Source organism: Actinacidiphila acididurans (assembly GCF_016918855.1).
Taxonomy (GTDB): Bacteria; Actinomycetota; Actinomycetes; order Streptomycetales; family Streptomycetaceae; genus Actinacidiphila; species Actinacidiphila acididurans.
Genome location: NZ_JADKYB010000008.1, coordinates 130,711 through 142,972 on the forward strand (window position 1 = coordinate 130,711; position 12,262 = coordinate 142,972).

The 12,262-nt window shown below is 72.3% G+C and carries 7 protein-coding genes; 5 read left to right on the plus strand and 2 right to left on the minus strand.

All coding sequences use genetic code 11. The features are described 5' to 3' along the window. Nucleotides 1-266: 266 nt before the first annotated feature. Nucleotides 267-722: an SRPBCC family protein gene (locus ITX44_RS16660; protein ID WP_205358021.1), complete on the minus strand. Its 456-nt coding sequence runs from the start codon at nucleotides 720-722 to the stop codon at nucleotides 267-269. Between the two features lie 195 nt (nucleotides 723-917). Between ITX44_RS16660 and ITX44_RS16665 the strand changes: the two genes are divergently transcribed. Both ITX44_RS16665 and ITX44_RS16670 read left to right on the plus strand, forming a co-directional pair. Next, a complete protein-coding gene (locus ITX44_RS16665) occupies nucleotides 918-1,337 on the plus strand; it encodes a hypothetical protein (RefSeq protein WP_205358022.1) in 420 nt (139 codons plus the stop codon). A gap of 366 nt (nucleotides 1,338-1,703) precedes the next feature. Beyond that, the gene (locus ITX44_RS16670) at nucleotides 1,704-4,487 is read left to right on the plus strand and encodes an alpha-L-rhamnosidase-related protein (protein ID WP_307795305.1); all 2,784 of its coding nucleotides are present in this window, start codon (nucleotides 1,704-1,706) and stop codon (nucleotides 4,485-4,487) included. Between the two features lie 85 nt (nucleotides 4,488-4,572). On the opposite strand, the gene ITX44_RS16675 is transcribed toward ITX44_RS16670, so the two are convergent. After that, the gene (locus tag ITX44_RS16675; RefSeq protein WP_205358023.1) at nucleotides 4,573-5,157 is read right to left on the minus strand and encodes a hypothetical protein; all 585 of its coding nucleotides are present in this window, start codon (nucleotides 5,155-5,157) and stop codon (nucleotides 4,573-4,575) included. A 390-nt stretch (nucleotides 5,158-5,547) separates the two neighbouring features. On the opposite strand from ITX44_RS16675, the gene ITX44_RS16680 reads away from it, so the two are divergent. The 3 genes from ITX44_RS16680 (at nucleotide 5,548) to ITX44_RS16690 (ending at nucleotide 12,178) form a co-directional block, all read left to right on the plus strand. After that, a complete protein-coding gene (locus ITX44_RS16680; protein WP_205358231.1) occupies nucleotides 5,548-8,808 on the plus strand; it encodes a GH92 family glycosyl hydrolase in 3,261 nt (1,086 codons plus the stop codon). A 207-nt stretch (nucleotides 8,809-9,015) separates the two neighbouring features. Beyond that, the gene (locus tag ITX44_RS16685) at nucleotides 9,016-10,254 is read left to right on the plus strand and encodes a DUF4032 domain-containing protein (protein WP_205358024.1); all 1,239 of its coding nucleotides are present in this window, start codon (nucleotides 9,016-9,018) and stop codon (nucleotides 10,252-10,254) included. A 115-nt stretch (nucleotides 10,255-10,369) separates the two neighbouring features. Next, a complete protein-coding gene (locus tag ITX44_RS16690) occupies nucleotides 10,370-12,178 on the plus strand; it encodes a glycoside hydrolase family 15 protein (protein WP_205358025.1) in 1,809 nt (602 codons plus the stop codon). Nucleotides 12,179-12,262 lie beyond the last annotated feature (84 nt).

Sequence of the window (12,262 nt, forward strand, 5' to 3'; positions counted from 1 at the left end):
CCTGGGAACAGGCCGCCCGAGGGCAGCCGGAAAGAGACGGTCGCACAGGCCGCACCTCCCACCCACCCCCACTGGCCGGGGAGGTCACAAGCGGCTGTGCCATCAATCCAAAAACCGCGACTCGGCGGAACCGTCCGCTCTCCGTCACTGTTCTGTCACCGACAGGACACCTGTGATTCACCTGTACGGCGGCTGTGGTTCCGGTCCGGAGCGGGGTCACCCGCGGGATCGAGTCGTACGGCGGCGTCGTACGGCGCTTCGTGGCCTCAGGCGGAGGGGCCCGTGCGCTGATCGAGCTGCTCGAGCACCAGCGGCCAAGCCTCTTGATGCCTGTTCCGGGAGGTCTCGTCCGCGAAGCCCGCATGGGTGAGCCGCAGCCGAGTGCCGCCGGGCTCCGGGGCGAATTCGACCGTGACCACGGTCTCCGCTCCCTCGGTGCCGCCCGCGCCGGTGACCCAGGTCAACTCCACGAGTTCATCCCGCTTCAGCCGGAGGAACCGGCCGTAGTGCGGATGACGTGCGCCTTCGAACTCGGTCTCGAAGAAGAACGGGGTGTCGACCTCGCCGGTCATCAGCACGGAACCGGGAGCCGCGAACCAGAGGTCGAACCGCTCGGTCCAGGCCAGGTACAGCGCGGCCGCCGACGCGCCCATGAGGCGTTCGGCCGATACCCGATGAGGGCGGGACGAGAGGTCGGGCACGCGGACCGGTGAATCGGGCATGGGCGAAACGTACCGCTCCCGGGACTGCGGCGGCAGCACCGGCAGAGCCGCGCATCGAGGGCCGACCGGAGGCCGGCCGGAGCGGATCGCGGGCCGAGCGGGCCGGGATCACCGCAGTACCGTGGAAGCGACAGGGTGGTGGGTGCTCACGTCGGGGCGGGTGCCGAGGCAGTCCGCAGAGGAGGATTTCCGGGCATGGAATCCGACCGCATCGACCGCATGGTGTCCGCTCTGCGAGGGCGCGGCGTCATGGCGCACCGGGCCGACGAGGGACTGTACGAATTCGGCATCCGCGTGATCATTCCCGACGGCAGCGAGGCGCTGTGGACGGTCGGCGGGGCCGCCGGGCTCGACGCCGAGGTGCTGCGCGACAACACCCTGATCGGTTACGTTCCGCACGTCCCCGGTTCCGAGTCCCTCACCGACGAGCAGACGGTCGATGTCATTGCCGCCACCCGGTACTCCGAGGAAGGCATGTACCCGGCGAGCCGCACCGTTGCGCCATCGCATCCCGCGGATCCCGGCCCGGCGACGCACGCCCGGCCGCGGCCGCCGAGCCCGGTCCGGCACCGCGACCCGTGGCACCCCCACCGGCTCCGGTGGCCGCACCGATGACCCGCCGGCCGGCGCGCCGCGAGAAGTGACCTGAGCGCCACCGCGGCCGGACCCGACTCCCCTTTGCGCCGGGGCTCTTGACGGTTGTCGACGCCCTCTCCTACGGTCGCGTACGTACCGCGTGAGTGAATCGTTTCATTCCCCCATGGTGTGCCCTCCGCCCCCAAGGAGTGTGGCGCTTTGAACGTTTCCCGCTCGTCCGTACCACGGTGGGTCCCGCGCCGGGGCCGCCGCACCTGGATCGTTTCGGTGGCGGCGGCCGTGTCCGCCGTCTTCTGCCTGACGTCCCCGGCCTTCTCCTCCGCAGCCCCCGCTTCGTCCGCTTCGTCCGCGTCCCCGGTGTCCTCCACCGCCGCGGGAGCCCCCGTGGGCAAAGCCGCCGGCGACGCGTACATCCTCGCGCCGGGCAGCCGCACGGTCGCGCCGGTCGCCGTGCAGAGCACCTCGGGCTCGGTGAGCGGCGCGGCGAACGTGCTCTCCGGCGGCTCGACCCGCATCTCCGGCGCGAACTCCTACCTGGTGCTGGACTTCGGCAAGGAGGTCGGCGGCCTGGTCACGCTGCGCTTCGCGGGCGCGAGCGGCGCCGGGCAGCGGATCGGGCTGGCGTTCACCGAGTCCTCGCAGTACGTCGGGCCGGTCAGCGACCTGAGCAGCGGCGCCGCGTTCTCCGGGACCGGCACGGACGGCGCGATCTACGCCACGGTCGGCGGCGCCGGCACGTACACCATGCCCGCGGACAAGCTCCGCGGCGGCTTCCGCTACCTGACGCTCTTCCTCGACTCCTCCGGCTGGGTCGACGTCAACGGCGTCTCGCTCGCCTTCACCGGCGCCGCCGGGGCGAGCGACATGCGCGCGTACGCCAACTACTTCTACTCCAGCGACCCGGAGCTGAACCGGATCTGGTACGCGGGCGCGTACACCGTGCAGATGGACACCATCGACCCGGCACAGGGCCGGGTGTGGCCCCCGCCGTCGTCCGGCTGGGAGAACAACGGCGTGGTCGGCGTGGGCTCCAGCGTGCTGGTCGACGGCGCCAAGCGGGACCGCTCGGTGTGGTCGGGCGACATGGGTGTCTCGCTGCCCACCGCGTACGTCTCCACCGGCGACCTGGTCTCCACCCGCAACTCGCTCACCACGCTCTACCAGCACCAGAGCTCGTCCGGTGAACTGGAGTACGGCGGCCCCGAGTTCAACTTCTACGGCTCGGACACCTATCACACCTGGGCGCTGATCGGGACCGCCACGTACTACACGTACTCCGCGGACAAGGCGTGGCTGGACTCGGTCTGGAGCCAGTACCAGCGCGGCATGGGCTTCATCACCGCGAAGATCGACGGCACCGGGCTGCTCAACGTCACCGGGACCAGCGACTGGGCGCGCGGCGGCCAGGGCGGCGAGAACATCGAGGCCAACGCGCTGCTGTACAAGGCGCTCACCGGCGGCGCCGCCCTCGCGACCGCCGAGGGCGACAGTACGGACGCCTCCGCGTGGCAGCAGCGCGCCGCCACCCTGAAGTCGGCCGCGAACCAGCGGCTGTGGAACCCGGCGGTCGGCCTCTACCGCGACAACCCCACCAGCGGGCTCTACCCGCAGGACGGCAACTCCCTGGCCTCCTGGTACGGGTTGACCGACGGCCCGGCCAAGGACACCGCCATCTCCCGCGCCCTGACCGCCCGCTGGAACGACCACGGCGCCAACACCCCGGAGAAGGACGGCGCGATCGGCACCTTCCCCGGCTCGATGGAGGTCCAGGCGCACTTCACCGCGGACGACGACCTCGGCGGGCTGACCCTGATCCGCCGCGAGTGGGGCGGCATGCTGGACAGCCCCATCGGCACCGGCAGCACCTTCTGGGAGGGCCTGCGCTACGACGGCTCCTTCGACTACGGCGGCACCTACATGAGCCTCGCGCACGGCTGGGGCACCGGCCCCACCTCGGCGCTGACCTTCTCCGTGCTCGGCCTCGCGCCGACCGGCAATGGCGGCTACTCCTTCGCGCCGCACCCCGGGGACCTCGCCCACGCCGAGGGCACGATCACCCTGCCGCAGGGCACGGTGACCGGCTCGTGGGACTACGACGCCTCCGCCGGAACGCTCGCCACGACCCTCACCGCGCCCGCCGGCGCCACCGGGACGGTCGGCGTGCCCACCTACGGCTCCGCGGCGGTCACCGTCGCGGTCGACGGCCAGACCGTGTGGAGCGGCGGCGCCTTCCACTCCGTGCCGGGCGTCACGGGCGGTTCCTCCGACGGCGGTTACGTCCGCCTGACCGGCGTCGGCTCGGGCAGCCACACGATCACCGCGACCGCCGTGGGCGCGCCCACCCCCTTCTCGACGTCGGTCAACGCCGCGGCCGCCGGCAACCCCCTGCCGCCCGGCTACACCCTGTGCGCGGCCGAGGGCGGCAGCTGCACGCCGTCCGGCTCCCAGGTGATGGCGTACGGCGCGGGCGCGTACCTCTTCAAGGCGGTGAGCGGGACGACCACCTGCGGCGCGGCGGGCTTCGGGGGCGCCGACCCGGCACACGGCGTCCTGAAGTCCTGCTACCTCGCCCCCGCCGGCGGCCCGGCCGGCTGGACGCGCTGCGCCGACGAGAAGGGCTCGTGCGCGGTCTCCGGCACCCGCGAGGTCGCCTACGGCGCGAACGGCGCCTTCCGCTTCCAGACCGTCACCGGCCATGTCGCCTGCACCAACGACGCCTTCGGCGACGACCCGCTGTTCAACACCGTCAAGGGCTGCTACACCGCGCCGGACGGCGCTCCGGCGGGCGGCGGCTGGAGCCTTTGCGCGAGCGAGCACAACGGCTGCGCGGCCACCGGCGTGCAGCCGATCGCCTTCGGCGCGAACGGCTCGTACTGGTACGGCACGTCGAACGGGACCACGACGTGCGACGACGACACGCTCGGCGTCGACCCGATCTACCTGGTCGGGAAGAACTGCTACACCCGCACCGGGCCGCCGCCGGGCTACCCGGTGACGTGCGCGGCGGAGAACGCCACCTGCGCGGTCACCGGCACCCGCACCATCGCCTACGGCGCCGACGGCGACTTCGCCTACCGGACCGTCACCGGCCAGGCCCCCTGCACCAACGCCGCCTTCGGCGGCGACCCGCTGCCGAACGTGGCGAAGGCGTGCTACCTCACGTCGTGACGTAACGGAGGACGACTGCACGTCCGCACCCAGAGGTCCGGGCCGGGGCCCTCCGTCGAAGTCCCCGGCCCGGACTTCCGCGCGCTCAGCGCAGCGTCGAGGTGTACTGCTTCCTGCTGGTCTCGTCGAGGTTCGCCCAGTCCTGGACGCCCTTCGAGGTGAGCAGGGTGTAGCCGTTCACCCGCGGTATGAAGTGCCACTGCCCGGCGAAGGCGGCGCGGCCGAAGGTGATCCGGACGTAGACGTGGGCGAGGGTTCCCGAAGCGACCTTCACCCTGGGGGTGTTGGGGAGCGAGAAAAGGAGGTCCCCTTCGGGTGCGTACTGGCCGGCGTTCTCCCAGCGGTGGGTGACCTGGTTCCACCAGGTCGCCGAGATGCCGCGCAGCTGCCCCTGGCCGGGTGCCTTCATGTTGAACAGGCCCAGGCCGAACGACTCGGGTACCAGGGTGTCGCGCGACTCCTGCCGGTAGTACATCGTCAGGTAGACCGTTTGACCGCGCTTCAGCGACGCCGGCACCCCCTTGCCCGCCTCCTGAATGGTCCCCACCACAGTCGGGGCCGTGATCGTCGGAGCCGCTGACGCGCTGCCGATTCCCACTGTCCCCACTGTCCCCAGCGCCGCCATGCCCGCGGCCAGCGCGAGCGCCGCCCGGCGCATCGGTCTCTTCACTGTGCTTCCCCTCCTGTTGGCATACCGCAGCGCATCCTACGGAGGAGCCCGTGCCCTACCCGCCGGCGAGGGCGGAGGGCGCGCGCTCGGCCGCGGACCGGAAGATCGGCTCGAACCCCGCGCTCAGGACCGCCGGTTGGGACCATTCCGGCGTAAGGGCCGCGCCGCCGAGCCGTCCCGCGCGCACAGGACCGCGCACAAAGCCCACCACAAGTCCCCACCTCTTGACACCCCACCTCACGCAAGGAAGCATCCCTTGCGTTTGACAACGTTGTCGGGCCAGGAAGGGCATATTTCGTGTCAGACAGACCTCCGTACCGCACCCGCCGAACCCGTCAGGGGCGCAAAGCCGTTGGCGTACTGGCGGCCGCGGCCACCGCACTGCTGGGCATGGGCCTGACCGCCGGCCCCGCCTCGGCGGACTCGGCCGCGGGCACCACCGCTCCGGCGTCCTCCGTCAACCCGCTGATCGGCAGCTCGAACGCGGGCAACACCTACCCCGGCGCCGTCGTGCCGTTCGGCATGCTGGCCTGGAGCCCGCAGAACTCGACGGGCAACCAGTTCTCCACCCCCGCCCCCGGCGGCTACCGCTACGACGCCACGAGGATCCGCGGCTTCAGCCTCACTCACCTGAACGGGGTCGGCTGCTCCGGGGCCAACGGAGACATCCCGATCATGCCCTACGTGGGCGACGTCACCTCCTCGCCCAGCTCGGACACCGGCGACACCACCTACGCGAGCACGTTCTCGCACGCCAACGAGACCGCGCAGGCGGGCTACTACAAGGTGGGGCTGGACAGCGGTGCGAGCGCCGAGCTGACCACCACCGCCCGTACCGGCACGGGTGAGTTCGGCTTCCCGGCGGACAAGCCGGCGAGCATGCTGCTGCGCACGTCCAACTCCGAGAGCGGCAGCGCCGCCGCCTCGGTGAGCGTGAACGCCGCCACCCAGACGGTGACGGGCTCGGTCAGCGCCGGCAACTTCTGCGGCCCGCAGAGCGCCAACAACCGGCACGACGTCTACACCCTGTACTTCACCGCCCACTTCGACACGCCGTTCGCCAAGGTGGGCACCTGGACGGACAGCACGCTCGCCCCCGGCTCCACCACGGCGACCGGCGGCACCGGCTACAGCTCCAGCGGCAACCCGAACCGGGGCAAGGGCTCCGGCGCGTACGTCACCTTCCCGGCCGACACGCACAACGTCCAGGTCAAGGTGGCGATCTCCTACGTCAGCGCGGACAACGCCGAAGCGAACCTGCAGGCCGAGAACCCGCCGCAGCGTACCTTCGACTCCGTCCGGTCGGCCGCGGTCGCGGACTGGAACAACGCGCTCGGCAAGATCGAGGTCGGCGGCGGCACCGCCGATCAGCGGACCTCGTTCTACACCGCGTTGTACCACTCGATGCTGGAGCCGACCCTCACCAGCGACGTCAACGGGCAGTACCTGGGCGGGGACCGCAAGACCCACACCCTCGCGGCCGGCCAGCACGCCCAGTACGGCACCTTCTCCGGCTGGGACCAGTACCGCGCGCAGGTGCAGCTGCTCACCCTGCTGAACCCCCGGGCGGGCAGCGACTATGCCCAGTCCCTGTTCAACTACGCGCAGCAGCGCGGGGGTGAGTGGGACCGCTGGCTGCTGGAGAACGGCAAGACCAGCATCATGTCCGGCGACCCCTCCGACGCCGCGCTCGCCGGCATCTACGCCTTCGGCGGGCAGGACTTCGACGCCAAGGGCGCCCTGGCCTCGCTGGTGAACGCCGCCACGGTGCCGACCGCCAACGACTCCGACAGCGCGGGCTGCAACGTGGAGTGCGTGGGCGAGCGGCCGGCCCTCGACAAGTACCTGACGCTCGGCTACGTGCCGGCCGACAACTGCCACTGCTGGGCCGGCGCCGCCGAGACCCTGGAGGACACGGCGGCCGACTTCGGCATCTCCGAACTGGCCGGGCAGCTCGGCCAGCGCGACCTGCAGAAGCAGTTCCAGCAGCGTTCGGGCAACTGGACCAACGTCTTCGACCCCAACGCCACCGCGCAGGGCGGCTACATGCGTGACCGCAACTCCAGCGGCGCGTGGGCCGGCGCGAACTTCACCCCGGACACCGGCAACGGGTTCGTGGAGGGCACCAGCGCCCGCTACACCTGGATGGTGTACTCCGACATCGCGGGCCTGGCCCAGGCGATGGGCGGCAACGCGGCGGCCGTTTCCCGCCTCGACTCCTTCTTCCGGAAGCCCGACGGCACCTTCGACTTCTCCGCCGCCGACGGCACCCGTTACGACCCGACCAACGAGCCCGACATCAACGCGCCGTACCTTTACGACTACTTCGGCGCCCCGTACAAGACGCAGCAGACCGTGCGGGCCGAGATGGACCAGCTCTGGACCAACACGCCCGGCGGCATCCCCGGCAACGACGACGCCGGGACCATGTCGTCCTGGTACGTCTTCTCCGCGCTGGGCATGTACCCGCAGGTGCCCAGCCGCGCCGACATGGTGCTCTCCGCGCCGCTCTTCCCGCACGCGGTGATCCACACCGGCTCCGGCCGCACCATCACGATCAACGCCCCGCAGGCCTCGGCGCAGAACATCTATGTCGAGGGGCTGCAGAAGAACGGCGAGACCTCCGACCGGCCGTGGGTGCCCGCCACCTTCGTCAAGACCGGCGGCACGCTGGACTACACCCTGGGCAGCACCCCGAACACCACCTGGGGCAGCGCCGCCAACGACGCGCCGCCGTCCTTCCGCGACGGTGAGGCGCCGTTCTTCGCCGCCACCGACCCGGCGCAGGTCAAGGTCGAGCCGGGCAACTCCGTCGACGGGAAGCTGAAGCTCTCCACGATCGGGGACGCCAAGGTCCCGGTGCACTGGAGCGCGGCCGCGCCGGCCGGCATCACGGTGACGCCGGCCAGCGGTGACATCACCGTCCCCCGCGACGGTTCGGCCTCCGGCACCTTCTCGGTGTCCGCGGCGGCCGACACCAAGGCGGGCGTCTACACCGTCCCGCTGACCCTGACCTCCGGCGGCTACACCGCGCCGAAGACCACCCTGTCGGTGACGGTGGGCGTACGGGGCACCGTGACCTGGTACGTCAACAACGCCGGTATCTCGGCCGACGACCAGAACCCGGCGGCGAACTTCGACGGCGGCGGCTGGAGCTACTCCGCCAAGGCCCTCGCCGCGGCCGGCGTCACGCCCGGTGGCAGCATCCAGTCGGAGGGCTTCGACTTCACCTGGCCGCAGGTGGCCCCCGGCGCCCCCGACAACATCCAGGTCGGCGGCGGTGACCAGGTGCTCGACGTGCAGGCGACCTCGGCCGGCCACACCCGGCTCAGCCTGCTCGGCAGCGCCAGCGACGGCTCCGCCACCGGCACGGTCACCCTCACGTACACCGACGGCACCACCGAGCAGGCCCAGATCGGCTTCAGCGACTGGACCCTCGGCGGCGGTTCGCAGCAGCCGTCCTTCGGCAACGTCGTGGCGGTGCACACCACCTACCGCGACGTGATGGGCGGCAGCGTCGACCCGGTCGGCACCGAGGTCTTCGCCTCGGCCCCGATCACCCTCCAGGCCGGCAAGCAGCTGGCCAGCGTCACCCTGCCCGCCACCACCCAGGGCGGCGACATGCACGTCTTCGCGGTGGCGACGTCCTGATCCGTTCCTGATCCGGCGTCACATGTTCCGCATGTGAGGCGTGCGCGAGGTGCAGGGGCCCGGGTTCTCCCGGGCCCCTGTGCTTTTCGCGCGGGGTCCTCGAGCCGTGAGCGAGGTCCCGGCCGGTTCCGCCGGGGCCCGGCCGGTTAGCATGCGCTGGCCGCCGGACGTGTCGTGCGGCCTTCGGACGAGAGGACGTGTCGCGCCATGCCGCTGCAGATCACCGCGACCGATGCCGAGCACCCGTCGTTCCTGCTGGACCTGGCATGGCACCTGCCGCTGGAGGAGTGGCCGGCCGCGTCGCTGGTGGCGCTGCCCCGCGGCATCTCCCGGCACGTGGTGCGCTTCGCCCGCGCGGGCAGCGAGGTCGTGGCGATCAAGGAAGTCAGCCAGTGGGCGGCGGAGCGCGAGTACGAGCTGCTGCGCGACCTGGACCGGCTGGCGATACCCGCCGTCGACGCGATGGCGGTGGTCACCGGCCGGGTCGCCGCGGACGGCACACCGCTGGAACCCGCGCTGATCACCCGGCACTTGAACGGGTCCCTGCCCTACCGGTCGATGTTCGAGACGACGATGCGCCCGGGCACGGTGAACCGGCTGCTGGACGCGCTGGCCGTGCTGCTGGTGCGGCTGCACCTGGTCGGCTTCGCCTGGGGCGACTGCTCGCTGTCCAACACCCTCTTCCGCCGCGACGCCGGCGCGTACGCGGCCTACCTGGTCGACGCGGAGACCGGGCAGATCCAGCCCGGGCTGAGCAACGGCCAGCGCGACTACGACATCGACGTGGCCCGGATGAACATCGCCGGTGAGCTGATGGATCTGGAGGCGGGCGGCTCGCTGCACCCCTCGGTCGACCCGCTGACCTTCAGCGAGGCGATCGTGGCGCGCTACGGCGACCTGTGGCACGAGCTGACCCGCGAGTCGGTGTATCCGGCGAGCAAGCGCCACTACATCGACCGGCGCATCCGCCGCCTCAACGACCTCGGCTTCGACGTCGCCGAGATGCAGATCCAGCGCTCGCCCGAGGGCGACACCGTCACCTTCCTGCCGAAGGTGGTGGACGCCGGCCACCACCAGCGCCAGCTGCTGCGGCTGACCGGCATGGACACCGAGGAGAACCAGGCCCGCAGCCTCCTCAACGACCTCGAGCACTGGATGGCCACCCAGGACGACTACACCCCGGAGGATCCCCTCGGGGCACGCCCGGAAGTCCTCGCCCACCGCTGGGTCCGGCAGGTGTTCCGCCCCGCCGTACGCGCCGTGCCGGTGGAACTGCGCCGCGGCATGGATCCCGCGCAGGTCTACCACGAGCTGCTGGAACACCGCTGGTACCTCTCGGAGCGGGCCCAGCACGACGTGGGCCTGGAGGCGACCGTGGCCAGCTACATCACCGACATCCTGCCGCACGTGCCCGACCCGACCGCGGAAACGGCCCAGGACGAGTGACGCCCGCCGGGGGCTGAGGCCCGCCGGAGTTCCCGCGCGTGATCCACGAGGCCGGTTTGCCGCGCCTTGCCGGCGGTAGCCGAGGGGAGAGGGACCACCCGGGGAAAGGACGCACATGGCCACGGCGGTTGACCCCCGGGAAGACGATCCGCAGCCGCTGCGGGACTACGCGCTGATCGCGGACGGGGAGCGGGGCGCCCTGGTGGGGCCGCGCGGCGACATCGCGTGGATGTGCGCGCCCCGCTGGGACTCCGACGCGGTCTTCGGCGGGCTCATCGGAGGGCGCGGCGTCTACCGGGTCGCTCCGGTCGGCCGGTTCATCGGCGGCGGCTACTACGAGGAGGGCTCGCTGATCTGGCGCGGTCGCTGGATCACCGAGGAGGGCATCGTCGAGTGCCGCCAGGCGCTGGCCTTTCCGGGCGATCCCCACCGCGCGGTGATCCTGCGCCGCCTCGCGGCCGTGGACGGGCCCGCCCGGGTGCGGCTGGTCCTCGAACCCGCCGCCGGATTCGGCGGCGCGCCGACCCGTGAGGTGAGCCGCGCGGCGGACGGGAGCTGGTCCGGCCGGGCCGGCGACCTGCACTGGCGCTGGTCGGGCGCGGCAGCGGCGCACGCCTCGTCCGGCGGGGCCCACCTGGAGACGGACTTCGTGCTGGCCGAGGGCGACCGGCACGACCTGGTGCTGGAGATCTCCGACCGTCCCCTGCCGGCCGCGCCGGACGCCGACCAGGCGTGGGATCGGACGCAGGCCGCTTGGCGGCGGGAAGTGCCGCCACTGGCGGGGACCGTGGCCGAGCGGGACGCGCGGCACGCCTACACCGTCATGCGGGGCCTGACCGGCACGTCCGGCGGCATGGTGGCGGCCGCGACCACCAGCCTGCCCGAAAGAGCGGAGGAAGGCCGCAACTACGACTACCGGTACGTGTGGATCCGCGATCAGTGCTACGCCGGACAGGCCGTGGCCGCCGCCGGGGCCGGGCCGCTGCTGGACGACGCCGTACGGTTCGTGACCGGCCGGCTCGACGAGGACGGGCCGCGGCTGGCACCCGCGTACACCGTGGACGGCCGTACGATCCCGGACCAGCGGCGGCTGCGGCTGCCGGGCTATCCCGGGGGTTTCGACCTCGTCGGCAACCAGGTCTCCGGGCAGTTCCAGCTCGACATATTCGGCGAGTGCCTTCTGCTGCTGGCCGCGGCGGCCCGCCACGGCCGGCTGGACGCGGACGGCCTGCGGGCCGCGCGGACCGCCGCCGAGGCCATCGCCCGGCGCCGGGACGAACCGGACGCCGGGGTGTGGGAACTGGGCCCGCGCCGCTGGACCCACAGCCGGCTGAGCTGCGCGGCCGGCCTGCGTGCCGCCGCGGCGGCGGGCGTACTCGGCAACCGGCCAGACGAGTGGACCGGCCTGGCCGACTCCCTGGTCGCCGAGGCCGGGCGGACCGGCGTACACCCCAGCGGGCGCTGGCAGCGGGCACCGGACGACCCGCGCCACGACGCGGCCCTGCTCCTGCCGGCCGTCCGGGGCGCCGTACCGGCCGACGACCCGCGGACCCGGGAGACCCTGCGGTCGTTCCTGGCCGACCTGACCGACGACCACTTCGCCTACCGCTTCCGGCACGACGACCGGCCCCTGGAACAGGCCGAGGGAGCCTTCGTGATGTGCGGCTTCGTCGTCGCCCTCGCCGAGCACCAGCAGGGCCACGAGAAGTCGGCGCTGCGCTGGTTCGAACGCAACCGCGCCGCCTGCGGAACGCCGGGCCTGTACGCCGAGGAGTACGACCTCGCCCAGCGCCAACTCCGCGGCAACCTCCCCCAGGCCTTCGTCCACGCCCTCATGCTCGAATGCGCGGCCCGCCTGGCGGCTCCATGGGAGGACGGCCCGCATGCGGGTCAGCGCGGTGGAGGATCGGGCCCCACGGGCTGACGGTCGCTGGCCGGTGTGCCCCGGGTGTGGCGTTCGCGTGGGCCGATGGGCTGCCCGCCTGCCGGCCCGGTGGCGGATGGCCGC

Excerpts from the sequence above, each read along its gene's own strand:
- ITX44_RS16690 (WP_205358025.1), top strand. The coding sequence starts at position 10,370 with ATGGCCACGGCGGTTGACCCCCGGGAAGACGATCCGCAGCCGCTGCGG.
- ITX44_RS16665 (WP_205358022.1), top strand. The coding sequence starts at position 918 with ATGGAATCCGACCGCATCGACCGCATGGTGTCCGCTCTGCGAGGGCGC.
- ITX44_RS16660 (WP_205358021.1), bottom strand. The coding sequence starts at position 722 with ATGCCCGATTCACCGGTCCGCGTGCCCGACCTCTCGTCCCGCCCTCAT.
- ITX44_RS16680 (WP_205358231.1), top strand. The coding sequence starts at position 5,548 with ATGGGCCTGACCGCCGGCCCCGCCTCGGCGGACTCGGCCGCGGGCACC.
- ITX44_RS16685 (WP_205358024.1), top strand. The coding sequence starts at position 9,016 with ATGCCGCTGCAGATCACCGCGACCGATGCCGAGCACCCGTCGTTCCTG.